Annotated in this window: 24 protein-coding genes; 16 read left to right on the top strand and 8 right to left on the bottom strand. The window is 64.5% G+C overall.

The features are described 5' to 3' along the window. Positions 1–74: 74 nt before the first annotated feature. A complete protein-coding gene (locus T331_RS0102325) occupies positions 75–1,400 on the bottom strand; it encodes an OmpP1/FadL family transporter (protein WP_026438874.1) in 1,326 nt (441 codons plus the stop codon). Between the two features lie 135 nt (positions 1,401–1,535). On the opposite strand from T331_RS0102325, the gene T331_RS17050 reads away from it, so the two are divergent. The 4 genes from T331_RS17050 (at position 1,536) to T331_RS0102305 (ending at position 5,472) form a co-directional block, all read left to right on the top strand. Further along, a complete protein-coding gene (locus T331_RS17050) occupies positions 1,536–2,018 on the top strand; it encodes a DUF2147 domain-containing protein (protein WP_162173872.1) in 483 nt (160 codons plus the stop codon). Between the two features lie 2 nt (positions 2,019–2,020). Next, positions 2,021–3,679 (top strand): long-chain-fatty-acid--CoA ligase, encoded by a 1,659-nt coding sequence (locus T331_RS0102315; RefSeq protein WP_026438873.1) that lies wholly within the window; start codon positions 2,021–2,023, stop codon positions 3,677–3,679. Beyond that, positions 3,676–4,200 (top strand): thioesterase family protein, encoded by a 525-nt coding sequence (locus T331_RS0102310; RefSeq protein ID WP_026438872.1) that lies wholly within the window; start codon positions 3,676–3,678, stop codon positions 4,198–4,200. The genes T331_RS0102315 and T331_RS0102310 overlap by 4 nt, the downstream gene beginning before the upstream one ends. 66 nt (positions 4,201–4,266) lie before the next feature. Continuing rightward, positions 4,267–5,472, top strand: a complete 1,206-nt coding sequence (locus T331_RS0102305) for an MFS transporter (protein ID WP_051622032.1) — start codon at positions 4,267–4,269, stop codon at positions 5,470–5,472. An 80-nt stretch (positions 5,473–5,552) separates the two neighbouring features. Here the strand turns inward: T331_RS0102305 and hydA are convergent, their stop codons facing one another. Further along, on the bottom strand, positions 5,553–7,016 hold the full coding sequence (gene hydA, locus T331_RS0102300) for a dihydropyrimidinase (protein WP_026438870.1): 1,464 nt from the start codon (positions 7,014–7,016) through the stop codon (positions 5,553–5,555). Further along, the gene (locus T331_RS0102295; RefSeq protein WP_026438869.1) at positions 7,013–7,672 is read right to left on the bottom strand and encodes a TetR/AcrR family transcriptional regulator; all 660 of its coding nucleotides are present in this window, start codon (positions 7,670–7,672) and stop codon (positions 7,013–7,015) included. Before T331_RS0102295 ends, hydA begins: the two co-directional genes overlap by 4 nt. Before the next feature lie 113 nt (positions 7,673–7,785). Here T331_RS0102295 and T331_RS0102290 point away from each other — a divergent pair, with 113 nt between their 5' ends. Genes T331_RS0102290 through T331_RS0102260 form a run of 7 tightly spaced genes read left to right on the top strand, consistent with a single transcriptional unit; the run spans position 7,786 to position 15,116 of the window. Continuing rightward, a complete protein-coding gene (locus T331_RS0102290) occupies positions 7,786–9,165 on the top strand; it encodes an NAD(P)-dependent oxidoreductase (protein WP_051622030.1) in 1,380 nt (459 codons plus the stop codon). Beyond that, positions 9,158–10,429 carry an NAD-dependent dihydropyrimidine dehydrogenase subunit PreA gene (gene preA, locus T331_RS0102285; protein ID WP_026438867.1) on the top strand — a complete coding sequence of 424 codons (1,272 nt, stop codon included), beginning with the start codon at positions 9,158–9,160 and terminating at the stop codon, positions 10,427–10,429. The genes T331_RS0102290 and preA overlap by 8 nt, the downstream gene beginning before the upstream one ends. Beyond that, the gene (locus tag T331_RS0102280; RefSeq protein ID WP_026438866.1) at positions 10,426–11,682 is read left to right on the top strand and encodes a Zn-dependent hydrolase; all 1,257 of its coding nucleotides are present in this window, start codon (positions 10,426–10,428) and stop codon (positions 11,680–11,682) included. Before preA ends, T331_RS0102280 begins: the two co-directional genes overlap by 4 nt. 14 nt (positions 11,683–11,696) lie before the next feature. After that, positions 11,697–12,464 carry an ABC transporter ATP-binding protein gene (locus T331_RS0102275; protein ID WP_026438865.1) on the top strand — a complete coding sequence of 256 codons (768 nt, stop codon included), beginning with the start codon at positions 11,697–11,699 and terminating at the stop codon, positions 12,462–12,464. Further along, positions 12,457–13,239 carry an ABC transporter permease gene (locus T331_RS0102270; RefSeq protein ID WP_026438864.1) on the top strand — a complete coding sequence of 261 codons (783 nt, stop codon included), beginning with the start codon at positions 12,457–12,459 and terminating at the stop codon, positions 13,237–13,239. Before T331_RS0102275 ends, T331_RS0102270 begins: the two co-directional genes overlap by 8 nt. Then, positions 13,236–14,078 carry an ABC transporter permease gene (locus tag T331_RS0102265; RefSeq protein WP_244876876.1) on the top strand — a complete coding sequence of 281 codons (843 nt, stop codon included), beginning with the start codon at positions 13,236–13,238 and terminating at the stop codon, positions 14,076–14,078. Before T331_RS0102270 ends, T331_RS0102265 begins: the two co-directional genes overlap by 4 nt. A gap of 27 nt (positions 14,079–14,105) precedes the next feature. After that, a complete protein-coding gene (locus T331_RS0102260) occupies positions 14,106–15,116 on the top strand; it encodes an ABC transporter substrate-binding protein (RefSeq protein ID WP_026438862.1) in 1,011 nt (336 codons plus the stop codon). Here T331_RS0102260 and T331_RS0102255 read toward each other — a convergent pair whose 3' ends face one another. After that, positions 15,117–15,746, bottom strand: coding sequence for a TetR/AcrR family transcriptional regulator (locus tag T331_RS0102255; protein WP_026438861.1), 630 nt, complete (start codon positions 15,744–15,746; stop codon positions 15,117–15,119). Positions 15,747–15,826: 80 nt separating this feature from the next. Here T331_RS0102255 and T331_RS0102250 point away from each other — a divergent pair, with 80 nt between their 5' ends. Both T331_RS0102250 and T331_RS0102245 read left to right on the top strand, forming a co-directional pair. Further along, the gene (locus T331_RS0102250; protein WP_051622027.1) at positions 15,827–16,606 is read left to right on the top strand and encodes an enoyl-CoA hydratase/isomerase family protein; all 780 of its coding nucleotides are present in this window, start codon (positions 15,827–15,829) and stop codon (positions 16,604–16,606) included. Between the two features lie 42 nt (positions 16,607–16,648). Continuing rightward, positions 16,649–17,425, top strand: coding sequence for an enoyl-CoA hydratase-related protein (locus T331_RS0102245; protein WP_026438859.1), 777 nt, complete (start codon positions 16,649–16,651; stop codon positions 17,423–17,425). A 171-nt stretch (positions 17,426–17,596) separates the two neighbouring features. Here T331_RS0102245 and T331_RS0102235 read toward each other — a convergent pair whose 3' ends face one another. Together T331_RS0102235 and gmd are read right to left on the bottom strand one after the other, a co-directional pair. After that, positions 17,597–18,508 (bottom strand): GDP-mannose 4,6-dehydratase, encoded by a 912-nt coding sequence (locus T331_RS0102235; RefSeq protein WP_026438858.1) that lies wholly within the window; start codon positions 18,506–18,508, stop codon positions 17,597–17,599. Then, positions 18,505–19,482, bottom strand: coding sequence for a GDP-mannose 4,6-dehydratase (gene gmd / locus T331_RS0102230; RefSeq protein WP_026438857.1), 978 nt, complete (start codon positions 19,480–19,482; stop codon positions 18,505–18,507). The genes T331_RS0102235 and gmd overlap by 4 nt, the downstream gene beginning before the upstream one ends. A 197-nt stretch (positions 19,483–19,679) precedes the next feature. Here gmd and T331_RS0102225 point away from each other — a divergent pair, with 197 nt between their 5' ends. Next, on the top strand, positions 19,680–20,078 hold the full coding sequence (locus tag T331_RS0102225; RefSeq protein WP_081822090.1) for a baeRF12 domain-containing protein: 399 nt from the start codon (positions 19,680–19,682) through the stop codon (positions 20,076–20,078). An 89-nt stretch (positions 20,079–20,167) separates the two neighbouring features. Continuing rightward, positions 20,168–20,740: a ferritin-like domain-containing protein gene (locus T331_RS0102220; protein WP_008493238.1), complete on the top strand. Its 573-nt coding sequence runs from the start codon at positions 20,168–20,170 to the stop codon at positions 20,738–20,740. Positions 20,741–20,798: 58 nt separating this feature from the next. Here T331_RS0102220 and T331_RS0102215 read toward each other — a convergent pair whose 3' ends face one another. Then, on the bottom strand, positions 20,799–21,242 hold the full coding sequence (locus tag T331_RS0102215) for a DNA polymerase III subunit chi (protein WP_026438855.1): 444 nt from the start codon (positions 21,240–21,242) through the stop codon (positions 20,799–20,801). A 1-nt stretch (position 21,243) separates the two neighbouring features. Continuing rightward, positions 21,244–22,266, bottom strand: a complete 1,023-nt coding sequence (locus T331_RS0102210; RefSeq protein WP_026438854.1) for an Mrp/NBP35 family ATP-binding protein — start codon at positions 22,264–22,266, stop codon at positions 21,244–21,246. Between the two features lie 64 nt (positions 22,267–22,330). Here T331_RS0102210 and T331_RS17045 point away from each other — a divergent pair, with 64 nt between their 5' ends. Further along, a complete protein-coding gene (locus tag T331_RS17045; protein ID WP_051622025.1) occupies positions 22,331–23,785 on the top strand; it encodes a trypsin-like peptidase domain-containing protein in 1,455 nt (484 codons plus the stop codon). The last annotated feature ends 40 nt before the right edge of the window (positions 23,786–23,825 follow it).

Raw genomic sequence — 23,825 nt, 5'->3', positions numbered from 1 at the left:
GCCGGACACCTGGAAGGGCCGGTCGTCATTTTGTCTCGGTTGCGCCCGGGCGGCGTTTTGCCGCCCGGTGAAACTCAGAACTTCATCGTCACGCCAGCGGTCACGGAATTATCCGAGGCGCTGTAATTGCCGACCAGCGTGCCGCTGGGGGTGGGCAGCGAGCTTGACGCGGTGGTGTTGACGCTGCCGCCCGGGGTGAAGACATGGCCATAAGCGAGCTGGAAGGTCGTCGCCGGGGTCAGCTTATATTGCGCGCCGACGCCGATATCGTAATGGTTGGCATCGGGCACGCGCGAGGTGCGGTTGCTGTCCGTCACCGGCGACTGGTCGAAGGCAAAGCCCGCCTGCAGCATCAGCCGTTCGCTGAGCTGATAATTCGCGCCGATGCCGGCGAACCAGGTATTATGCCAGTTCTCGTTGATCACCGTGCCCGGCGCGCCGTTGGTGGGGGTGACATGGAGGCTGTTGAACAGCGCCCAATGCGTCCATTGCAGGCTGCCCATCAGCGCCAGCCGGTCATTCACCTGGTGATAGATGCCAACCCCGATCGAATCCGGCAGGGTGATGGAGGTGGTGGCACGGCTGTTTTCCGCCCCCAGCAGCGCCACCGTCGCCGGGCTCAGCGCGGAATAGATCGGCGGGGTGGAGATGCTCTGGGTGCCGGTGATGTTGTGGCGGATGCGCGAATGGTAATCCACGCCGATGCGCGTCGCGTCATCGAACTGATACATCATACCGATATTATAGCCGACGCCGAGATCGCTGCCATGCACATCGGCGAAGGGATCCTGCCCGGTGGCGGCACTCAGCACCGGCACGTTCAGCGCCTGGGTGAGGCGGGCATGGAAATATTCGAACACCGGCCCGCCGCCGATGGAGAAATGGTTGTTCACCTTATAGGAAATCGACGGGCTGAAATCGATGCCGGTGATGCTGGAGACCAGGCTCTGATAGCGGCCGACGAAATTGGTGGGGTAGGAGGTGCGCTCGCCATACGGGTTGGTGACGGAGAAGCCCACCCGCCAATCCGGCCCCAGCACCAGCACGCCGAACATCGCGCCCGAGGCCGCCGGGGTGACGGCATTGCCGCCCTGCACGCCGCGCACCGTGCCGCCGGTCAACGGGTTGGTGTTATAGCCGCTGAAGCTGGCGGACGGGCCGATATAGCTGACATTGCCGTCAATCTCGTCCTGGTTCAGCAGCGCCATGCCGGCCGGATTGGTCCAGGCGGTGGAGGCGTCATAGGCTTTCGCCTCGCCGCCGACAAAGGCGTTGCCCAGCCAGTCGGCGGAGCCCTCACGCAGGCCAAAGCCGGAGGCCCGCGCCGTGGGCGCCGCGGCGAGGGCGCACAAGGCGCTCGCCGCCAGAAGATAAGGCCTGATCGCTGTTGTTTTTTTCATGATACCGCTTTCCTCCTCAGCTTTCTTTCTAGGGCCAGGTCCCGTGTGCGTCTTTGCCGTCACGCCGCGTCTTTATTGTTGAATAGAGTCGTTACCTGACGTATTGTGTATGTTAAATACCAAAAAGGGATGGAAATGCAAGCATTCACTTTCCGCCGCCTGGCGATTTTTCTTCCGGCGCTCGCCGCCGGGGCGCTGTTGGGCGCCCCGGCCAGCGCGCAGCCCTCGCCGCAAGGCTGGTGGCTGGACCAGACCGGCAAGGCTGGCATCGAGATCGCGCCGTGCGGTGCTGATCTCTGTGGCAAAATCGAATGGCTGCGCGCGCCGCTGGATGCGCAGGGCAAGCCCAAGACCGATATTCACAACAGCAATGCCGCGCTGCAAAACCGCCCGCTCTGCGGTCTGCCGATTCTCGGCCGCTTCACCCCGGATGGGCCGGGCAGTTGGAAAGGCGGCTGGATCTACGATCCCGAAAACGGCAAAACCTATAAATCGGTGATGCATCTGGCCCCCGACGGCACGCTGCATGTGCGCGGCTATGTCGGCATCCCGCTGCTCGGCCGCTCCGAAACCTGGACCCGTCTGCCGGCTCCGCCCACCCCCTGCGCGGGAGGCTGAGCATGCTGCAATTTGATAGCCGTCACGGCAGCATCCCGGCGGTGCCGGTGCATGCGCTGCTGGAACGCGCCGTGGCGCAATGGCCGCAGATCACCGCTTTGGATTTCCTCGGCAAACGCACGAGCTATGCCGAGCTTGGCCGGCTGGTGGCGCGCGCCGCCGCCGGGTTTCAGCGGCTGGGGGTGGAGAAGGGCACGCGCGTGGCGCTCTGCCTGCCGAACACGCCTTATTATGTCATCTGCTATTTCGCCATCCTGCAGGCGGGCGGCATCGTGGTGAATCTCAGCCCGCTTTATGTCGAGCGCGAGCTGCGGCATTTTCTGAAAGATAGCGGCGCGCGGATCGCCGTGACGCTCGATGTCGCGGAGCTGTATAACAAATTCGCCCCCATCGTCGCCGATGGCGGGCTGGACCATCTCATCGTCGGCTCGATGCTGGAGAGCCTGGATGTCGTCAAACGCTGCGGCTTCTGGCTGACGCGGCGCAAGAGCCTGGCACGGCTGCCGGCGGATGCGCGGGTGGTGCGGTTTGCAGAACTTGGGGCGGGCGCGGGGGCGCCGCGCCCGGTGCCGTGCGATCCCCAAAACGATATCGCGGTGCTGCAATATACCGGCGGCACCACCGGCATCCCGAAAGCGGCGATGCTGAGCCACGCCAATCTCTCCGCCAATTGCGCCCAGGTGGATCGCCGCCTGCCCGAGATCGAGGCTGGTGCCGGCATGCTCACGCTGGTGCCGCTTTTCCATGTGCTGGCGATGACGGTGGCGATGAATCTTTCGGTGCTGCTCGGCCTCACCATGATCCTGTTGCCGCGCTATGACAAAGCCTTGCTGCGCAAGACGCTGGCGCGCACCCGCCCGCTCTTCTTCCCCGGCGTGCCGACCATCTATGCCAATATCAACGAGGCGGCGGCGAAGGAGAAATGGGAGCTGGCCTCCATCCGCTTCTGCGTCTCCGGCGCGGCACCGCTGCCGGCGGAAATTCGCACCCAGTTCGAGGCGCTGACCGGCTGCCAGCTGGTCGAGGGCTACGGGCTTTCCGAGGCCTCGCCGGTGGTCGCCTGCAATATCTTCGGCGCGGTGCGCGATGGCTCCATCGGCCTGCCGGTGGAGGGAACCATTGTCGAAATCCGTGGGCTGGACGAACCTTCCCGTGTGCTGCCGCCTGGTGAGCTGGGGGAGGTTTGCGTGCGCGGCCCACAAGTGATGCTGGGCTATTGGAACCGCCCGGACGAGACCGCGAAGGTGATGGTGGAGGGCGCGCTGCGCACCGGCGATGTCGGCTATATCGACGCGGATGGCTATATCTTCCTGGTCGATAGGATCAAGGATCTGATCATCTCCGGTGGCTATAACGTCTATCCGCGGATGGTGGAGGAGGCGCTCTACCGGCATCCGGCTGTGCATGAGGCGGTGGTGATCGGCATTCCGGACGCCAGGCGCGGCCAGGTGCCGAAAGCCTATGTGACGCTGCATGAAGGGGCCAGCGTCACCGAGGCGGAGCTGCAGGCCTTCCTCGAGGATCATCTCTCCCCGGTGGAACGGCCCAAGCGCATCGAATTCCGTGCCAGCCTGCCGAAAACCGTGGTCGGCAAGCTCTCGCGCAAGGATCTGGTGGCGGAGGAGCAGGCCGCTGTGGCACAGGCCAAGGCCGCGTCATGAATCTGATCTTCCGGCTGCTATGCGTCATCCTTGGCGCCTGGCGCGGCAAGGCGCTGGGGCTGGAGGAGGTCTCGCGGGTGCGCTTCCGGGTTTGGCCGCTGGATCTCGATCTCAACCTGCATCTCACCAATTCCCGCTATCTGGCGCTGATGGATCTCGGCCGCACGGATCTGATCCTGCGCTCAGGCGTGTGGCGGGCGATGCGCGCGCAGCGCCTGGGGGTGGTGCTGGGCGGCTCCGCCTTGCGCTTTCGCCGCCCGCTCGCCCCTTTCGCGCGCTTCACGCTGGAGACGCGTCTGCTCGGCTGGGATGAGCGCTGGATGTATGTGGAGCAGGTTTTCATCGGGCCGGAGGGCATCGCCTGCAAGGCGGCGATGCGCGCGGGCTTCGTGAAAGCCGGCAAGCTGGTGCCGCCGGGCCCGGTGCTGGCCGGGCTGCGCCCTGACGCAGCGGCGTACGGGCCGCCCGCCCCCAGCTGGGCCTTGGATTGGGCGGCTCTGGAGGCGCAATTCGCGGGGTGAGGTTGTGCCCGCCGCATGGCCGGCGGAATGTACGGGTTGGTCCAAACCGCCTAATAAAGCCGCGCCATGACCGCCCCCAAGCCGCCCCCGGATAGCCTGACCAAAGGCCAGCGCACCCTGCGCATTCTGCCCGTCGCCCTGCTCAACGGCATCAATTATCTGCTGATCGGCCTGCCGCTGGCGGTGTTTCCGAGCCTGGTGCATTTCAAATTGGGCTATAGCGCCGCTTTGGCCGGGGCCATCATCAGCCTGCAATATGCCGCCACACTGGTCAGCCGCTCACTGGCCGGGCGGATTTCGGACACGCGTGGCGCAAAAACCATCGTCATCTGCGGGCTGATCTTTGGCGCGTTGAACGGGCTTTGCATCCTCATCGCCAGCTTCTGCCACACGCCGCTGGTGATCCTGCTCTGGCTGGGGGCAAGCCGGCTGCTGCTCGGCATTGCCGAGAGCGGCACCGGCACGGGCTGCGTCACCTGGAATATCGGCCGGGTCGGCAGCGCCGCCACCGCCGAGGTGATTTCCTGGAACGGCGTCTCCTCCTATGGCGGCATCGCGGCGGGGGCACCTCTGGGCGTGTTGCTGGCGGGCTGGGGCGGGCTGCATCTGCTCGGCGCGGTGGCGATGGTGCTGCCGCTGATCGGCCTCTATTTCACCGGCAGGATCCCGGCTGTGCCGCCTCTGGTGGGCGCGGTGCGGATGAGCGCCTGGCGCGTCGTCCGGCAGATGACCCCTTACGGGCTGGCGCTGGCCGGCGGCTCTTTCGGCTTTGGCATCATCGTCGCGTTCATGGCGCTCTATTATGTCGCCCATGGCTGGGAGGGGGCATCGCTGGCGCTCACCGCCTTCGGGGTCAGCTTCGTGCTGGTGCGCATCGTCCTGGCCGGGGCGATCGGCCGGTTCGGCGGGTTTCGCGCGGCTCTGGTCTCATTCATGGTGGAGGCGGTGGGGCTGGCGCTGATCTGGCTGGCCCCGGCGCCGCTGATCGCGCTGCTTGGCGCATCGTTGGCCGGGTTCGGGTTCTCGCTGGTGTTTCCGGCCTTGGCGGTGGAGGCGCTGCACCCGGTCGCCGCCGGCAGCCGTGGGGCGGCGATTGGCATCTATACCGTGTTCATGGATATCGCGATGGGCCTCACCGGCCCGCTGGCCGGGCTGGTGGCGGCGCAATTGGGCTATCCGACGGTGTTCCTGCTCGGGTTGCTGATTGTGCTGGGCGCGCTGACACTGACCTGGAAGCTGCGCCAGGCGGTGCTGATGAAAGGCATCGGCTAAAAGCGAGCAAAAGTTTTTTGGCGGTGTGGGGAGCTTTTTCAAATGGGGAGTTTTTTCAAAACCGCCCCACGTCTTTCGCTTTAAGGCGTCACCGCCACCGCCGGCTCCCGCAGAACGGCCTGCGGCGCGGCAAGCCGGTTGCGGATCTCCTGCGCCCGCAGCACCGGCGTATAGCAAGGCCGCTCAATATAGCGCCCCGCCCCGCGCTCAGCCCGCAAATCCCCCTCGCTATACACAAGCTTTCCCGCTGCGATGGTGTGGCGCGCCAGCCCGGTCACCTCCATCCCCTCATACATATTCACATCCACCTGCTGATGTTGCGTCTTCGCCGAGATCACCCGGCGCGCCTTCGGATCCCACACCACCAGATCCGCATCCGCCCCCACCGCAACCGCGCCCTTGCGCGGATAGATGTTGAAAATCTGCGCCGTATTGGTGGAGGTGATGCGCACAAATTCCTGCGGCGTAATCCGCCCGCTGCCGACACCGCGGTGCCAGAGCACGCTCATCCGGTCCTCGATGCCGCCAGTGCCGTTGGGAATGGCGGTGAAATTCTCCCGCCCCGCCCCCTTCTGCGCGGCGCGGAAACAGCAATGATCCGTCGCCGTGGTCTGCAATTGCCCAGAAGCCAGCCCCGCCCACAACGCTTTTTGATGATGCTTGGGCCGGAAGGGCGGGCTCATCACATGCGCGGCGGCAAAATCCCAATCCGGGTTTTGGTAGACACTCTCATCCACCACCAGATGCTGTGCGAGCACCTCACCATAGACACGCTGCCCCGCCGCCCGCGCCCGGGCGATGGCATTCGTCGCCTCCGCCGTCGAGACATGCACGATATAAACCGGCACGCCGAGCACATTCGCAATCGCAATCGCCCGCTCCGCCGCTTCGCCCTCCACCGCCGGCGGGCGCGAGAGCGGATGCCCCTCCGGCCCGGTAATCCCCTGCGCCAGCAAAGCCCGCTGCAGATGATACACCGCCTCGCCATTCTCGGCATGCACGGTCGGAATCGCGCCCAGCTCCAGCGCCCGGGCGAAGCTGTTCAGCAGCACATGGTCATCCGCCATGATGGCGCCCTTATAGGCCATGAAATGCTTGAAGCTGTTTACCCCATGCTCGCGCGCCAGAATGCCCATCTCCTCGGCCACGCGCGCGGACCATGAGGTGATGGCGACGTGAAAGCCGTAATCCGAACAGGATTTCTCCGCCCAGCGCCGCGAGGTCTTGAAAATCTCCAGCGGTGAATCGTTGGGGCCGGGAATGGCGAAATCGATAATCATCGTCGTCCCGCCCGCCAGCCCCGCCGCGGTGCCGGTGTAAAAATCATCGGAGGCGGTGGTGCCCATGAAGGGCAGCTCCATATGGGTGTGCGGGTCGATCCCGCCCGGAATCACGTAGGCTTCCCCGGCCTCGACAATCTCCGTGCCTACGGGGGCGTCCAGCCTTTCGCCGATGGCGATGATCTTGCCGTCCGCGCACAGCACGTCGGCCCGGTGCTGATGCTCGGCGGTGAGAACCGTGCCGCCGCGAATGAGTAGGCTCATGCTCTGTGCTCCTTGAGGGGAAATTCCAGCCCGCAGCCGCGTAAGGTGAAGCGCAGGATCAGGTCTTCCGCAATCGCGAAATCCTCCTCCAGCAGCGCCTCACGCCCGAGCACGGTGCGGATTTGAGTGTCGAAATCGGCGTAGGTCTGGGTCATCGCCCAGAGCAGGAAAAACAGGTGCCGCGCATCTACTTGCTCCATCTGGCCTTTTTCCATCCAGCCTTGCAGCACCTGGGTTTTCCGCGCCACCACCAGCCGCAGCTCCTCGCCCAGATAGGACTGCAGATGCACCGCCCCATGCAGCACCTCATTGGCGAACACTTTCGAGGCGTAGGGGCGCGTGCGCGAGTAGGCGAGTTTCGCCTTGATGTAGGCGCTCAAGGCCTGAGCGGGGGCGGCGGAGGCGGTGATGCCCTCTGCCGCCTCCAGCCAGAGCCGCATGATATTCTGCAGCACCGCCTTATAAAGCCCTTCCTTGGTACCGAAATGATAATGCAGGTTGGCCGAAGGCAGCCCCGCCGCCGCCGCCAGCGCGGACATGGTGGCGCCGCCAAACCCGGCCGTTGCAAAAACCTGCTCGGCGGCGGCGAGAATACGCTGCTCCGCCTGTTCGCTGCGGGCCTGGCGCGGTTTTGCGGGTTTATGCGTCAACTGCATAAAATTTATCCTGATTTTCGCGGGATATATTTCTGTTTCGCTATCTTGATAAACAACTTGACTGTTTAATCAGCTTTGGTCAAGCTGGATTTGCGATCCAATCGGGAGCTTTCATGAGCGCCACCGGAGACTCTGTTTATAATTTGGGCGGTGGGGATATTGCCGCGTCGCGCGTGCCTGTAGCGCGCCTGGCGGAATGTTTCGCCGATGCGCACCCGCTGCTGAGCCGCGACGAAGCCGCTATCGAAGCCGCGCGCTGTTATTTCTGCTACGATGCGCCCTGCATCGCCGCATGCCCGACCAGCATCGACATTCCCGGCTTCATCCGCGCCATCGCCACCGACAATCTCGCAGGCGCTGGCCGCAAAATTCTAGAAGCGAACATTCTCGGCGGCGCTTGCGCGCGGGTCTGCCCGACGGAAATTCTTTGCGAGGGCGCCTGCGTGCGCACCGCCCAGCAGCATAAGCCGGTGGAGATCGGCGCGCTGCAACGCGTGGCGACGGACGCCGCCATGGCCCGCGCGGCGGCGAGCGGTCAGCATCCTTTCACCCGCGCGCCGTCCACGGGCAAACGCGTCGCCATCCTCGGCGCCGGCCCGGCCGGCCTCGCCTGCGCGCATGAGCTGGCCAAACAAGGCCATGCTGTCGCCATTTTTGATGCCAAGCCCAAGCCCGGCGGGCTCAATGAATACGGCATCGCCGCCTACAAGATGGCGGATGACTTCGCGGCCCGCGAAGTCGCGTTCATCATCTCCATCGGCGGTATCAAGATCATTCCCAACCAGGCGCTGGGGCGGGAACTCGATCTCGGCACGCTGCGCCGCGATTATGATGCGGTGTGTCTCGCCATCGGCCAGTCCGGCGTGAAGGCGCTCGCCATTCCCGGCGAGGAACTGCAAGGCGTGATGGATGCCGTGCGCTTCATCGAAAATCTGCGCCAATCCAGCGACAAATCGGATGTGCCGGTCGGCCGCCATGTGGTGGTGATCGGCGGCGGCAACACGGCCATCGACGCTGCCGTGCAAGCCAAGAGGCTCGGCGCGGAGCAGGTAAGTCTGGTTTATCGCCGCGGCCGCGAGGATATGCCGGCCACCGCCGTGGAGCAGGATTGGGCCCTGGTGAACGGGGTGGATTTCCGCCATTGGGCGGCACCCGTGGCGCTGGAAGGGCAGGGGGCGGTGCAACGCATCCGCTTTGCCCGCACCAAGCTGGAAGATGGCCGGCTGGTTCTGGGCGAGGATGGCTATATCTTACGCGCCGACATGGTGCTGAAAGCCGTCGGCCAGAGCCTGGAGATTTCGGAAGACGAAGCCTTGCCCGCAATCCGCGCCGGTCGCATCGTGGTGAATGAAGATCTGCAAACCTCGCTGCCCGGCGTTTTCGCAGGCGGGGACTGCATCCCCGGCCAGGATCTCACAGTCCAGGCCGTGGCCGATGGCAAGCGCGCCGCGCAAAGCATCAACGCCTACATGAAAGGCGAACTCAATGGCTGATCTGCGCATCGATTTCGCCGGCATCAAGGCACCCAATCCGTTCTGGCTCGCCTCCGCCCCACCCACCGACAAAGCCTATAATGTCGAGCGCGCCTTCAAGGCCGGCTGGGGCGGGGTGGTGTGGAAAACGCTGGGCGAGGATCCGCCGGTGGTGAATGTCAGTTCCCGCTATGGCGCCATTGGCTATAACGGCCAGCGTCTGATGGGCATGAATAATATCGAGCTGATCACCGATCGTCCTCTGCACCTCAATCTCGACGAAATCCGCACGGTGAAACGCAACTGGCCGGACCGCGCCGTCGTGGTCAGCCTGATGGTGCCGTGTGAGGAGGAGAGTTGGAAGCGCATCCTGCCGCTGGTGGAAGCCACGGGCGCTGACGGCATCGAACTGAATTTTGGCTGTCCGCACGGCATGAGCGAGCGCGGCATGGGCGCTGCCGTCGGCCAGGTGCCGGATTATGTCCAGATGGTCACGCGCTGGTGCAAACATTATAGCCGGATGCCGGTGATTGTGAAGCTCACGCCCAACATCACGGATATTCTCAAACCCGCCGAAGCCGCCCGGCGTGGCGGTGCGGATGCTGTCAGCCTCATCAACACCATCACTTCCATCACCGGGGTGGATCTCGACAATATGGTGCCGGAACCCGCCGTTGATGGCCTCGGCACCCATGGCGGCTATTGCGGCCCGGCGGTGAAGCCCATCGCGCTGCGCATGGTCGGTGAAATTGCTCGCTCCCTCAAGGGCCTGCCTATCTCCGGCATTGGCGGCATCTCAGGCTGGCGCGACGCGGCGGAGTTCCTGGCTCTGGGGGCGGGCAGTGTGCAGGTTTGCACCGCCGCCATGCATTACGGGTTTCGTATCGTCGAAGACATGATCAGCGGTCTCTCCAACTGGATGGATGAGAAGGGCTATGCGTGCATCGATGATGTCACCGGCCGAGCGGTGAAGAATTTCGTGCATTGGAACGACCTGAATCTGGCCTGGAAAACCATCGCCAGCATCGACCCCACCGCCTGCATCGGCTGCGGGCTGTGCCATATCGCTTGCGAGGATACGGCCCATCAGGCAATCAAGCTGCAAGAGACCGGCGAGAAGAGGATTTATGAGGTGATCGATGATGAATGTGTCGGCTGCAATCTTTGTTCGCATGTGTGCCCGGTGAGCGGCTGCATCACCATGGTCCCGCAGGCGACGGCAACGCATCTCACCTGGAAGCAGCATCCGAATAACCCGATGCGCGTGGCGGAGCCAGCCCAATGAACACCAACCTACGCGTGGATGCCGCCCGTCTCTGGGAGACCATCATCGAGACCGCGAAAATCGGCGGCACGGAAAAAGGCGGCATCAAGCGCCTGACGCTGACGGACCTCGACGCCCAGGTCCGCCACTGGCTGATCGATAAATGCACCGCCGCGGGCTGCGATGTTTCCTATGACGATATGGGCAACATCTTCGCCCGCCGGCCGGGTAAGGATAACAGCCTGCCGCCGATCGCCATCGGCAGCCATCTCGATACCCAGCCGACCGGCGGCAAGTTTGACGGCATCATTGGCGTGCTCGCCGGGCTGGAAGTGCTGCGTAGTCTCAACGATGCGGGCATCGAGACCAACGCCCCGATCGAGCTGATTGACTGGACCAACGAGGAAGGCGCGCGCTTTGCCCCGGCGATGCTCTCTTCCGGCGTCTTCGCCGGTGTATTCTCGAAGGACTACGCCTACGAGCGCGAGGATCGTGAGGGCCTACGCTTCGGCGATGAGCTCAAGCGTATCGGCTTCGTCGGCGCGGAAGCCTGCGGCGCCCACAAGCTCGCCGCGCATTTCGAGCTGCATATCGAACAGGGGCCGATCCTGGAAGATGAAGGTAAATCCATCGGCATCGTCACCGGCGTGCAGGGGATGCGCTGGTACGGCGTGACGGTAACGGGGATGGATTGCCATGCCGGCACCACGCCGATGCGCATGCGCCAGGATGCGCTGGTCGCTGCCTCCAAGATGATCCAGGTGGTCCAGGCCATCGCCCTGGCGCACGGGCCGGACGCCGTCTCCACCGTCGGCCTCATCGAGGCGCGGCCGAATTCCCGCAACGTCATTCCAGGTGAAGTTTTCTTCAGCATTGATTTTCGTCACCCCAACGATGAGGTTGTGGCGAAAATGGAAAAAGAGGTGAAGGACGCATTCGAGAAAATCCTTCTCGGCACCGGCATCAGCTTCACCTTCGAATGTATATGGGATTCCCCTGCTGTGCATTTCGATGCTGACTGCATCGCCGCCGTCGAGCGCGCCACCAGTGATCTCGGCCTTTCCGCGCGCCGCATCGTCTCCGGTGCCGGACATGATTCCGCCTACATCGCCAAAATCGCGCCGACGACGATGATTTTCGTGCCTTGTGAGAAAGGCATCAGCCATAACGAGGCGGAGAGCGCAGAGCCCGCGCATGTCGCCGCCGGCGCGGATGTGCTGCTGCAGGCCGTACTGGCGACAGATGCGCGCCTGGCGCAGAAACACCCGGCATGAACCAAGAGGGCTCGATGAAGCTCCCGGCTGTTTCGGCGCGTGATCTGCGCGTTGAGTTCAAAGGCACGGTCGCACTTGAGAGGATCAGCCTGGACATCGCGCCAGGTGATTTTGTCTCCTTCATCGGCCCCTCCGGCTGCGGCAAGACCACGTTGCTGCGCGCCATCGCTGATCTCGTGCAGCCGACCAGCGGCGAATTGAAGGTGAATGGCGTCAGCGCCGCCGAGGCCAGGCGCGCGCGTGCCTACGGCTATGTATTCCAGGCGCCGGCCCTCTATGCCTGGCGCAATATCGAACGCAACGTGATGCTGCCTCTGGAAATCATGGGGCTACCAAAACAGGAGCGTCAGCAGCGCGCCGCGCGCTATCTTGATCTGGTCGGGCTATCCGCCTTCTCGAAGAAATTTCCCTGGCAACTCTCCGGCGGCATGCAGCAACGCGCTTCCATCGCCAGAGCACTCTCCTTTGAGCCCTCCTTGTTGCTGATGGACGAGCCCTTCGGCGCGCTCGACGAGATCACCCGCGATGGCCTCAACCTGCATCTCCAGGACCTCTGGCGCACGACAGGCCTCACCTGCGGCTTTGTCACCCATTCCATCGATGAGGCGGTGTTTCTCTCCACCCGCATCGTCGTCATGTCGCCGCGCCCGGGCCGGATCGTTGAAATCATTGAGAGCGATCTCCCACGCACCCGTGATCTTGCCTTGCGCGATAGTGCGGTCTTCGCCGATGTCGCGCACCGCGTGCGTGCAGCGCTGCGGGCGGGGCATTCCTATGACTAGATCCGTGCTGCCGGTCGCCACTGTTGCGCTCGCCGCCATCATCCTTTGGTATGCGGCCTCGGCCTTGGTTGGCACAAATCTCCTGCCGCGTCCGGACCAGGTGATCGGCGCGCTTGGTGACAGCATCTTTGGCTGGCCGCTTTCCTCGCCGCGTAACCTGCTCTACCATGCCGGGGTTACGGCGGAGGAGGCGCTGCTGGGCCTCGCCGTGGCGCTTGTGATCGGCGGCGTCATCGCCACGCTGATCGTGCATGTGAAGGCGCTGGACCGCTCCTTGATGCCCTGGGTCATCGCCAGCCAGACTGTGCCGGTGCTCGCCATCGCGCCGATGGTGGTGGTGGTGCTCGGCAATCTCGGCCTCTCTGGCCTGGTCCCGAAAGTTGCCATCGCCGCCTACCTGGCATTCTTTCCCATCGTCGTCGGGCTGGTGAAAGGCATGCGCGCGCCGGAGACAATCCAGTTCGAGTTGCTGCAAACCTACTCGGCGCGCGAGTCCGAGATCTTCTCCAAGCTGCGCCTGCCAGCCTCCGTCGCCTTCCTGTTTCCCTCTCTGCGCGTCTCCGCGGCGCTGGCGGTGATGGGGGCCATTGTCGCGGAATTGCCGACCGGCGCGCAGGCCGGGCTCGGTTCGCGGCTGCTCGCCGGCAGCTATTACGGCCAGACTCTGATGGTCTGGTCCGCGCTGCTGGCGGCTTCCTTGCTTTCCGCGCTCATCCTGGGCGCGATCTCGCTGCTGGAAGCCGGTTTGCGTTGGCAGCGCGGAGGCAGGTTGTGAAATATCTGCTGCTTTCCATCATCTTCACCATCATCGCGCTCATCGCCATGGCCGCCAGTGTGCGCCGGGAGAGCCTCGCCGCGCGCCTCGCCACCCCTGCCATCTTCGGCCTTTGGCTGCTCTGGCTCTGGCAGGCGCTGGTGAAGGGCTTTGCCGTTCCGGCGATTTTGCTCCCCGCCCCCAGCGCCATCTTCACCGCCCTTAGCGCCAATGCCGGCATGCTGGCGGCGGATTTCGTGCAAACCGTGCTGCGCTCCGTGCTGCCCGGCTACATTATCGGCTGCGTAGGCGGATTCCTGCTGGCCCTGGCCATCGACCGTTCGGATTTCCTCAAGCGCGGCCTGATGCCGTTGGGAAACCTCGTCTCCGCCATGCCGATCATCGGCATCGCGCCGATCGCGGTGATGTGGTTCGGCTTTGGCTGGCAATCCAAGGCGGCGGTGGTCGCGGCGATGACGATCTTTCCCATGCTGGTCAACACCATTGCAGGGCTGGGTGAAGCCGGCGTGCTGGAACAAGAATTGCTGTTGAGCTACGCCGCCTCCTACCCGGTCACGCTACTCAAGCTGCGCCTGCCCGCTGCCCTGCCGCATATTTTCGCAGCGCTGAAGCTGAACTCCACTCTGGCGCTCATCGGCGCGGTGGTCGCGGAGTTTTTCGGCTCGCCGATCCTTGGCCTTGGCTTTCGCATTTCGACAGAAGCCGCCAGCCTCAATCTGGACATCGTCTGGGCTGCCATCCTCATCGTCGCGCTCACCGGCTCGCTCTCTTTCGCCGCCCTGGCGCTGCTGGAGCGGGCGGTGACCTTCTGGCATCCATCCTACCGTAACCCGAACTGAAAAACCCTATAGGAGAGGCTGAAGATCATGAAGAAGACCCTGGCCTGGATGTTGGCGCTGGCCCCGTCGCTTGGTTTCGCATCCGCCGCCTCGGCCGCGGATCATCTGACATTGCAGCTGAAATGGGTGACGCAGGCCCAGTTCGCCGGCTATTACGTCGCCCAGGCCAAGGGGTTTTACAAGGATGCCGGGCTGGACGTGACCATCAAGCCCGGCGGACCGGACATCAACCCCTCCCAGGTCATCGCCGCCGGCGGTGCCGATGTGATTGTGGACTGGATGCCGGACGCACTGGCCGCGCGTGAGAAGGGCGTACCGCTCGTCAACATCGCCCAGGTTTTTCAGAAATCCGGCCTCGAACTCACCTGCCGCAAGGATAGCGGCGTCACCTCACCGAAGGATTTCAAAGGCAAAATTTTGGGTGTCTGGTTTGCCGGCAACCAATATCCCTTCCTCGCCTGGATGGGCAAGCTCGGCTACACCACCTCCGGCGCCAACCCGGATGTCAAGGTTCTCAAACAAGGCTTCAACGTGCAGCCGCTGCTGCAGAAGCAGGCCGCCTGCATTTCGACGATGAATTATAATGAATATTGGCAGCTGATCGAAGCCGGGATGAAGCCGGACCAGCTCGTCGTCTTCAAATATCAGAATGAAGGCGTGGCGATGCTCGAAGACGGGCTGTACACCACCGATGCCGAGCTGGCCAACCCGCAGAAGGCGGCCGACCTGGCGAAGTTCGTAAAAGCCACGATGCAGGGCTGGGATTATGCCGCCGCCCACCAGGCCGAAGCGGTAAAAATCGTGATGGATAACGACACCGCCGGGGTGCTGGATGCGGCGCATCAGACCAGGATGATGGGCTCCATCGCCACGCTGCTCACCGACGGCAAGGACAAGGATGGCTATCTCGACCCAGCCGCCTACCAGCGTACGGTGAGCGTGCTGATGGCGGACAAGACCGATCCGGTGATCACCAAACAGCCGGAAGGTGCCTACACGCATAAAATCTACGACGCCGCCTACGGCATCAAGGAGTAACTATCCTCTCGGCTCAATCCCGCGAAGCAGGATATCCACCAGCTTCGCGGCGAGCGGCTCCGGCGGCAGATCGCCTTCGGCCTCCTGCCAGCGCGCCGTCCAGTTCAGCGCGCCGGCCAGGCCAAAGGCGGTCAGCTTCACATCGCTGATCCGCGCCGAGCCATCATCGGACGCCGCTTGCAGAAACCGCCGCAGCGCCTCGTCGATCTCGCGTTTCAGCGCGCGGAACTGCGCCCGGCTCTCCGGCGCCAGCACCTCGTCCCCGGTGCGGATCACGCAGCGCCCGAAATCATCCATGATCACCTGCGCATAGATGCACAGGAAAAGCTTCAGCCGCTCAAGCCCATTGCCTTGCAGCGCCTCGGCCTGCCGCACCGCCTCGCGCAGCCGGCTGATTCCAAGCCGCAGACACTCGAACAGCACCTGCTCCTTCGCCCCCAGATAATGATAGATCAGCGGCTTGGAGATGCCGAGGCTGGCGGCGACATCGTCGAGCGAGGTGGTATGGTAGCCGCGCTCGTTGAACATCCGCACCGCCGCCCGCAGCACCGCGTCGCGCTTGGCCGCGCGCTCCTGCTCACGCTCGCGCGCGGTGCGGAAAGGGGGGATCGCGGGCGCGCTCTTATCCATCACATCCAGGCTTCATCTTGACGGGGGCAATGAAGCATGGAACCTACGCGTTAGTAAATAATGTACCAAGAGGTTTGTTCATGAACCCGCCGCCGCCGTTGCTTTTCACCCGCGAAAGCGGGCTTGCCCGCATCACTCTCAACCGCCCAGATGCGGCCAATACGCTGAACCCGGAGATGTCCCGCGCTCTGTTCGACGCCGCGATCGAGTGCGATGAGGATGCCTCCATCCGCGCCGTGCTGCTCACCGGCAATGGTCCGTTGTTTTGCGGCGGCGGCGATATTCACGGCTTCGCCGCGGCGGGGGCGCGGGTCTCGCATCTGGCCAAGGAAATGACCACCATCCTGCATGGCGCCGTCTCCCGCCTGGCGCGCATGGGCAAGCCGCTGGTCGTGGCGGTGAATGGTCCGGCGGCAGGGGCGGGGCTGTCGCTCGCCATGCTGGGGGATATCGTCATCGCCGCGCCCGCCGCGCATTTCACAGTCGCCTATACCGCCATCGGGCTGACGCCGGATCTGGGGGCGAGCTGGTTGCTGCCACGTCTGGTCGGGCTGCGCCGGGCCCAGGAGCTGGCGCTCACCAATCGCCGCGTGGGCGCCCAGGAAGCCGCCGCCATCGGGCTGATCACCCGCGTCGCCGATGACCCGCAGGCCGAGGCGCTGACGGTGGCGCGGACGCTGGCCCAGGGGCCGGGCGCGGCGCTGGCCGGCACCAGGGCGCTGCTGTCACGCAGCCTTTCCACCGGGCTGGAGGAGCAGATGGAATGGGAAGCCCGCGCCATTGCCACCGCCCTGCGCGGCGTGGAGGGGCAGGAGGGCATTGCAGCCTTTCTGGCCAAGCGTGCGCCGGATTTTTCGTAACCATGCTAATCTGGCCGCACCACAAGGAAGGATGCCAAAATCATGGCTTATGAGACGCTGATCGTCGAACAGCATGGCGCGGTGACGCTGGTCACCCTGAACCGGCCGAAAGCGCTGAACGCGCTCAACGCCCAGGTTCTGGCGGATCTCGAAGCCGCCTTCGCCGCGTTCGAGGCGGATGCGGGGCAAGGCTGCCTGGTGCTCACCGGCTCGGAGAAGGCTTTTGCCGCCGGGGCGGATATCAAGGAGATGCAGCCCCAGGGCTTTGCCGAGATGTACGGGCCGGACAAATTCGCCGGCTATGACCGCATGCTGCGCGCCACCTCCAAGCCCTGGATCGCCGCCGTCTCGGGTTACGCGCTCGGCGGGGGCTGCGAGCTGGCGATGATGGCGGATTACATCCTGGCCGCCGATACCGCGAAATTCGGCCAGCCGGAGATCACGCTCGGCACCGCGCCGGGCATGGGCGGTTCGCAGCGCCTCACCCGCGCCGTCGGCAAGGCCAAGGCGATGCAGATGTGCCTCACCGGCCGGATGATGGGGGCCGAGGAAGCCGAGCGCGCGGGGCTGGTGGCCGAGATCGTCCCGGCGGCGAAGCTGATCGAAACCGCGTTGGCCCAGGCCGCGACCATCGCCGGGCTCGGCCCGCTGGCGGTGAAAGCGAACAAGGAGCTGGTCAATGCCGCGTTCGAGACCAGCCTGTCGGAAGGGGTGCGCTTCGAGCGGCGGATGTTCTTCGGCCTGGCGGCGAGCCAGGACAAGCAGGAAGGCATGGCCGCCTTCATCGAGAAGCGCAAGCCGAGCTGGACGGGGAAGTAAAAACCCCCTGCAAAAAACGCAAAAGTTTTTTGGTGCCGCTTTTTTACAAAAAAGCGGCAAAAACCTCGAGGTTTTGGCGCAGGCGCAGCCAAGCCCCCGAACCTTTGGTATTGGCGAGCAATTCCATGTGTTTATCTTGACGCTGGCGCGTCAACCTAAACACATATTGCTCTAGCCAGCTTCCTTGGCCGCCTCCGCGCGCCAATAAGCCAGCGTCGCGGCGAGGGTTTCGCGCATGGCGCGCTGCGGCGCCCAGTTCAGCCGCGTTTTGGCCCGGCTGGCATCGATCAGCGTATAGCGGATCTCGCCCTGGCGATGGCGCGCCGCATCCGGCTGCACGGAGATTTCCACGCGCGCCATGCTCAGCAGCATGTCCAGCAGCGTGCCGATGCGCTGCGGCTTGCCGCTGGCGATGTTCAGCACCTCCTTGGGCGCGAAGTCGGGCAAGGCGCAGGCTGCCGTGTAGGCCGTGCAGATATCGTGAACATCCAGGAAATCCCGCCAGCTATCGAGATTTCCCGTCTTCAGCACCGGCGGCTGCAGCCGCGCCTCGATCCGCGCGATCTGCCGCGCGAAGGTCGGCACCACGAAATCCGGCAGCTGCCCCGGCCCGGTATGGTTGGCCACCCGCAGGCGCAGCAGCTTCAGCCCCGGCAGCGCGGCCAGGGCCTCCTCGGCATTGGCCTTGCTCAGCGCATAGGGGCCGACCGGCTCGGGCACCGTCGCCTCCGTCACCGCCTCGCCATCGATGAAGGCGCGGCCATAGACTTCCGTGCTGGAGACGAAGATGAAGCGGCAGGCGGGCGCATGCGCCAGCACCGCCTCGGCGAGATTGAGGCTCCCCAACACATTCACCGCGAAGGTACGCTCCGGGTGGGCGGCGGCATGCCGGAGCGAGGAAATGCCCGCCAGATGCAGCAAAATATCCGGCTGCGCCGTTGCGATCAGCGCCTCGATGGCCTTCTGGTCGGTAATGTCGAGCGAGGGGGCGAGCAATTCCAGATGCGGCGCGTCCTGGCGCAGATGCGCCAGCAGATGCCGTCCGGCGAAACCGCTGGCGCCGGTGATCAGCAGCCTGGTCATGCGGCGCGCGACAGACGGTGCAGATCGGCCTCCACCATCTCGGCGGCCAGCGCCTCCAGCCCGACCTGCGGCGCCCAGCCTAGCGCCTGATGCGCCTTGGCCGCGTCGCCGCGCAGGCAATCCACTTCCGCCGGGCGGAAAAAAGCCGGATTCACCCGTACATGATCCCGGTAATCGAGCCCGGCATGGCGAAAGGCGATCTCGCAGAATGATCGGATGCTCACGCTATGTCCGGTTGCAATGACATAATCTCCCGGACTGTCTTGCTGCATCATCAGCCACATCGCTTTCACATAATCACGGGCATGTCCCCAGTCCCGTGTCGCTTCAAGATTGCCTAGCTCAAGCCCTTGATTCAAGCCCAGCTTGATCCCCGCCACGGCATTTGTAATCTTTCGGGTAACGAATTCCATGCCACGCAATGGGCTCTCATGGTTGAATAAAATGCCGGAAGAGGCGTGCAGCCCGAAACTTTCGCGGTAATTCACGGTAATCCAGTGCCCGGCCAGCTTCGCCACCGCGTAGGGGCTGCGCGGATAGAATGGCGTGGTTTCGCTCTGCAGCGGCGCCTGCGCCTTGCCGAACATTTCCGAGGATGAGGCCTGGTAGAACCGCACCGGGAGGTTGGAAAGCCGGACCGCCTCCAGCAGGTTGAACACCCCCATGCCGGTCACCTCGCCGGTGAGAATCGGTTGCTGCCAGGAGAGCGCGACAAAGCTTTGTGCGCCGAGATTATAAACCTCGTCGGGCCGCACCCGGGTCAGCAGCCGCAACAGGCTGGAGAGATCGGTCAGATCCCCGTCCAGAATCTCCACCTCGTCCGCGATGCCCAGCCAACGCAACCGCGCACGCGCCTGGTCAGGGTTTGAACAGCGCCGCGCCATGCCGGCGACATGATAGCCCTTCTCCAGCAGCAGCTGCGCCAGATAGGCGCCGTCCTGCCCGGAGATGCCGGTGATCAGGGCGGTTTTCATCGGCGGTCGGCAAGCGGGCGGGGTGGGAGCATGTCGAGCCTCTTCATCTTCTGGGTGGTCATGGGCCTGTAGGTATGATGCAACCATAGGTTGGAGGCTTTATCAATCGTTCCGCCTTCGGTTTTTTTTGACCAGGATCAAGGACGCGGCGATTCTGGCGACGCTATTGCTGGTTTAACGCAATAAGGGGAGTGGCCATGCCTACTCATTTGAACACGCTGATCGTCCTGGCCGACGCCGAACATGCGCGGTTCGTGCGGCCCGAACCGGAAGATAACAGCCTGCATTCAAGCGCGCGCGCCGCGCCGCAGGGGGGCACCCCCGGCGCGCGTGAGGACGCCCATGCCCGCGCCCGCGAAATATTGCCGATCTGGGTGGCGACCGAGCTGAACCAGCAGGTGGCGCTCTATGACCAGCTTTATATCGCGGCACCGGCGCACACGCTGAAGGGGATCCGCCTGCATCTCGGCAAGGCCGCGCAAGCCAAGTTGCGGGAGGTTTTGGACAAGGACCTGACCTGGCTGCAGGATCACGAGCTCTGGCCGCATCTGCGCCAATGGCTTTGCCCGGTATATGGCGCGCGGCTGCCGACATGAACAGGTTTCAAGCCGCCCGTCACATTGCGCTGGTTTCATCCGGGCAGCGTCAGGGCCAAGTGGATGTCCGATAGTTTCGGAGATCAATCATGGCCAAGACCCAAGAGAGCGGCAATTATTTCCTGCGTGACATGAACGTGCTGCGCGCCCAGGCGCAAAAATCCATCGCGGATGGCGCGGTGACGCCGGATTATAAAAACCCCGCGCGCGCCATCGAACTTCTGCAAGGCGCGCTGGCGACGGAAATCGTCTGTGTGTTGCGCTACACGATGAACTCGATCTCCGTGTCCGGCATCACCTCCAAGAGCGTCGGCGAGGAATTCGCCGAGCACGCGGCGGAGGAGCGCGAGCATATGGAGCGCCTCGCCGAGCGGATCGACCAGCTCGGCGGCACGCCGAATTTCAATCCGGAAGGCCTGGCCTCACGCTCGGCCACGGAATATGGCCATGCCGAGACGCTGACCGAAATGGTGAAGGGCAATCTCGTCGCCGAGCGCGTGGCGATCGAGCATTATCGTGATCTGATCAAATATTTCAGCGAGGCGGGGGATCCGTCCACCCGTTCGTTGCTGGAAGAGATACTGGCGGATGAGGAAGATCACGCCACCGACATGCTGGATCTGCTTGAAGACGGCGACGTCAGGCCCATCGTAAAGGACTAAAGCGCAAAAGTTTTTGGGGGGCGGCCCTTTTTTCAAAAAGGGGCGGCCCCAAAAACTTTTACCCGGCTTTCACCCAGCCGGAGTCTTCCTGCTTCCAGTAAGCCAGCACATGCCCCGCCGCCTTCTCCGCCTTCCAGCGGGCGCGCGCGGCCAGTACCTGCGCCTCGTCATTGCCATCGAACAGATCGAACGCCCGGGCAAACCCCTCCACCGGCGCTTCCACCCCGCCGACGCGAAACAGAAACCGCGCCCCGGCCGGGTTCTGCATGTCCGTGGTCAGGAAGATCGGCTGCAGCTCCGGGTAGGGGGACTGCGCGGTGCCGTGCGGCAGCCAGTCCGGGTTCTGCGCCTGCCACAGCGCATCATCCAGCGCCGCCATCATCGTCTCATCCGGGCAGGCCACCAGCGCCGTCTCGCCGGCCGCCAGCGTGCGCCCGAGCAGCGCCGGCAGCGCCTGCGTCAGCCCCGTCCGGGTGAGGTGATAGAAGCCGATCTCGGCCAAGTTACAGCCCCAGCGCCTTGCTCACGCTGGCCGCCAGCTGCCGGAACGCCACAGCCACCTTGCCGTTCTCATCATGCGCCACCACCGGCTTACCCTCGTCCCCGGCCTCGCGCACCGCGATCTCCAGCGGAATCTCGCCCAGGAACGGCACGCCGATCCGCTCCGCCTCGCGCTCCGCCCCGCCATGGCCGAAAATCTCCGCGCGATGCCCGCAGGCAGGGCAGCAGAAGAAGGACATGTTCTCCACCACGCCCAGCACCTTGACGCCGACCTGCTCGAACATCTGCACGCCACGCCGCGCATCCAGCAGCGCAAGGTCCTGCGGGGTGGAGACGATCACCGCGCCCGAGGGCTTGGCCTTCTGCGCCAAGGTCAGCTGCGCATCGCCGGTGCCCGGCGGCATGTCCACCACCAGAATATCCAAAGCCCCCCAATCGACCTGACCCAGCATCTGGTTCAGCGCCCCCATCACCATCGGGCCGCGCCAGATCATCGCCTTGTCCTCGGGCACCAGATAGCCGATGGACATCGACTTCACCCCCCAGGCATCCAGCGTCTGGATCCGCCCGTCGCGCACTTGCGGCTTGGTCGCCAGACCCAGCATTTTCGGCAGGGAGGGGCCGTAAATATCGGCATCCAGCAGCCCCACCTTCAGCCCGCGCTGGGCCAGTGACACCGCCAGATTGACCGCGACGGTGGATTTGCCCACCCCGCCTTTGCCCGAGGCCACGGCCACAACATGCTTCACCTCCGGCAGTAAAGGCGGCTCGGCGGCGGGCGCGGGGGTGGGGGGCGAAGACGGAGAGGGGGCCGCATGCGCGGTGAGCACCACGGTCGCGGATTTCACCCCTTGCAGCCCTTTCAGCCTCGCCTCGATCTCGCGGCGCAGCCCTTCCAGCCCCGCCGCTTCCTGGCGGGCGGCGCGCAGGCTCACCTGCACCAGCCCGTCCTGAACATGCACACCGTCGATCCGGTTTTCGATTTTAAAGGGCGCGAGGGCCGCGCGAATCTCTGCTTCGGTCATGTCCTAGAGATAGTCGCTGTCGCCCCTCTTGCGAAGATCGTCCGCCGCCGCCACTCTTGGCCGCATGAAGTTTCTGGCGCGTCCGCTCCCTGCCTTGTTCCTGCTCGCCGGCATGGCCGCGCATGCCGCCCCGCCCAGCCTGGCGCCGAATGACGCCCAGGCGCTGCCGCCGCCGCTGGCGGATCTGGCGGCCAAGGTCGGCCCCGCCGTGGTCTCCATCGCCTCGATGGCGCCGGTCTCCGCCACCCCGCCCGCCGCGGGCGATAATGGCGACAATAACGGCGATGGCAGCGATGGCGGCGATGGCAATACCGGCTTCCACCCCGCCGCCGACACCAAGAACGCCGCCGATGGCGGGGTGGTGCCGCCGCCGAAAACCATCGAGTCGCTGGGCTCCGGCTTCGTCTTCGACCCCGCCGGCTATATTCTCACCAATCATCACGTGGTGAATGGGGCCAGCAACGTCACCGTCACCTTCCCTGACGGCACGGTCTATCCCGCCATCATCGCCGGTGTGGATAAGGATGTTGATCTCGCGGTGCTGAAAATCAATGCCGGGCATCCGCTGCCCTATGTGCCGTTCGGCAATTCCGCGCAGATGCGGGTGGGAGATTGGGTGCTGGCCATCGGCAACCCGTTCGGCATGCCCAATTCCAACACCGCCGGCATCATCAGCGCCCTGCACCGGCAGATCGGCGACACCAAGTTCGACGATTTCATCCAGACCGACGCCGCCATCAACAAGGGCAATTCCGGCGGGCCGCTGTTCAATCTGCAGGGCCAGGTGATCGGGGTGAATTCCGCGATCTATTCGCCCTCCGGCACCTCGGATGGCATCGGCTTCTCCATCCCCTCGGCGATGGCCGAGCCGGTGGCCGAGGCGCTGGCCCATGACGGCAAGATGCAACGCGGCTGGCTCGGCGTGGCGGTGGAGGAGCTGACCCCGCAGATCCAGGCGGCGCTGAAACTCTCCTCCGCCAAGGGCGTGCTGGTCGGCGCGGTGGACCCGCATTCCCCCGCCGCCGGCGAGCTGCAGCCCGGCGACGTGATCACCGCCATCAGCACCGCCGCGATCGATGATCCCCAGGCGCTCACCATCCGCATCGCCGAATTTCAGACCGGGCAGAGCGTGACCGTGGATTATGTGCGCGACGGCAAGCCGGGCCAGGCCAGCCTGGTGATCCAGGCGCCGCCGCCCAAGCAGGATGAGAGCATCGCCCAGGCCGATGCGAAACCGGCCGCCCCGGTGGATCTGCCGCAATATGGGCTGGGGCTGGCCGGCCCGCCAGCGGCAACGGGCGTCTCCGTGCTCTCCGCCAAGGGGCCGGCGGAAAAAGCCGGGATCGTCGCGGGCGATGTCATCGAGCAGGTGAACGGCGTCGTCGTCGCCAGTGCGGCGGATCTGCGCAAACAGGTGCAGGGTCTGGGCCAGATGCCGGCCATATTCATGGTCACCGGCGCGGATGGCAGCGGCGGCGATCCCGGCCCGCGCTGGATTCCGGTGAAACCCGGCAAATAAAGTCACAAAAATTTTTGAGGGGGGGCAAAAACGCCCCCAT

The organism is Acidocella facilis ATCC 35904, from assembly GCF_000687875.1.
Classification (GTDB): Bacteria; Pseudomonadota; Alphaproteobacteria; order Acetobacterales; family Acetobacteraceae; genus Acidocella; species Acidocella facilis.
This window is presented reverse-complemented; position numbering and strand designations above follow the sequence as displayed.

Bases quoted from the DNA above. Each gene is read 5' to 3' on its own strand.
- T331_RS0102325 (WP_026438874.1), bottom strand. From the start codon at position 1,400: ATGAAAAAAACAACAGCGATCAGGCCTTATCTTCTGGCGGCGAGCGCC.
- T331_RS0102305 (WP_051622032.1), top strand. From the start codon at position 4,267: ATGACCGCCCCCAAGCCGCCCCCGGATAGCCTGACCAAAGGCCAGCGC.
- T331_RS0102290 (WP_051622030.1), top strand. From the start codon at position 7,786: ATGAGCGCCACCGGAGACTCTGTTTATAATTTGGGCGGTGGGGATATT.
- T331_RS0102255 (WP_026438861.1), bottom strand. From the start codon at position 15,746: ATGGATAAGAGCGCGCCCGCGATCCCCCCTTTCCGCACCGCGCGCGAG.
- T331_RS0102315 (WP_026438873.1), top strand. From the start codon at position 2,021: ATGCTGCAATTTGATAGCCGTCACGGCAGCATCCCGGCGGTGCCGGTG.
- gmd (WP_026438857.1), bottom strand. From the start codon at position 19,482: ATGAAAACCGCCCTGATCACCGGCATCTCCGGGCAGGACGGCGCCTAT.
- T331_RS0102235 (WP_026438858.1), bottom strand. From the start codon at position 18,508: ATGACCAGGCTGCTGATCACCGGCGCCAGCGGTTTCGCCGGACGGCAT.
- T331_RS0102210 (WP_026438854.1), bottom strand. From the start codon at position 22,266: ATGACCGAAGCAGAGATTCGCGCGGCCCTCGCGCCCTTTAAAATCGAA.
- T331_RS0102260 (WP_026438862.1), top strand. From the start codon at position 14,106: ATGAAGAAGACCCTGGCCTGGATGTTGGCGCTGGCCCCGTCGCTTGGT.
- T331_RS0102245 (WP_026438859.1), top strand. From the start codon at position 16,649: ATGGCTTATGAGACGCTGATCGTCGAACAGCATGGCGCGGTGACGCTG.
- preA (WP_026438867.1), top strand. From the start codon at position 9,158: ATGGCTGATCTGCGCATCGATTTCGCCGGCATCAAGGCACCCAATCCG.
- T331_RS0102225 (WP_081822090.1), top strand. From the start codon at position 19,680: ATGCCTACTCATTTGAACACGCTGATCGTCCTGGCCGACGCCGAACAT.
- T331_RS0102220 (WP_008493238.1), top strand. From the start codon at position 20,168: ATGGCCAAGACCCAAGAGAGCGGCAATTATTTCCTGCGTGACATGAAC.
- T331_RS0102310 (WP_026438872.1), top strand. From the start codon at position 3,676: ATGAATCTGATCTTCCGGCTGCTATGCGTCATCCTTGGCGCCTGGCGC.
- T331_RS0102275 (WP_026438865.1), top strand. From the start codon at position 11,697: ATGAAGCTCCCGGCTGTTTCGGCGCGTGATCTGCGCGTTGAGTTCAAA.
- T331_RS17050 (WP_162173872.1), top strand. From the start codon at position 1,536: ATGCAAGCATTCACTTTCCGCCGCCTGGCGATTTTTCTTCCGGCGCTC.
- T331_RS0102295 (WP_026438869.1), bottom strand. From the start codon at position 7,672: ATGCAGTTGACGCATAAACCCGCAAAACCGCGCCAGGCCCGCAGCGAA.
- T331_RS0102270 (WP_026438864.1), top strand. From the start codon at position 12,457: ATGACTAGATCCGTGCTGCCGGTCGCCACTGTTGCGCTCGCCGCCATC.
- T331_RS17045 (WP_051622025.1), top strand. From the start codon at position 22,331: ATGAAGTTTCTGGCGCGTCCGCTCCCTGCCTTGTTCCTGCTCGCCGGC.
- T331_RS0102250 (WP_051622027.1), top strand. From the start codon at position 15,827: ATGAACCCGCCGCCGCCGTTGCTTTTCACCCGCGAAAGCGGGCTTGCC.
- T331_RS0102280 (WP_026438866.1), top strand. From the start codon at position 10,426: ATGAACACCAACCTACGCGTGGATGCCGCCCGTCTCTGGGAGACCATC.
- hydA (WP_026438870.1), bottom strand. From the start codon at position 7,016: ATGAGCCTACTCATTCGCGGCGGCACGGTTCTCACCGCCGAGCATCAG.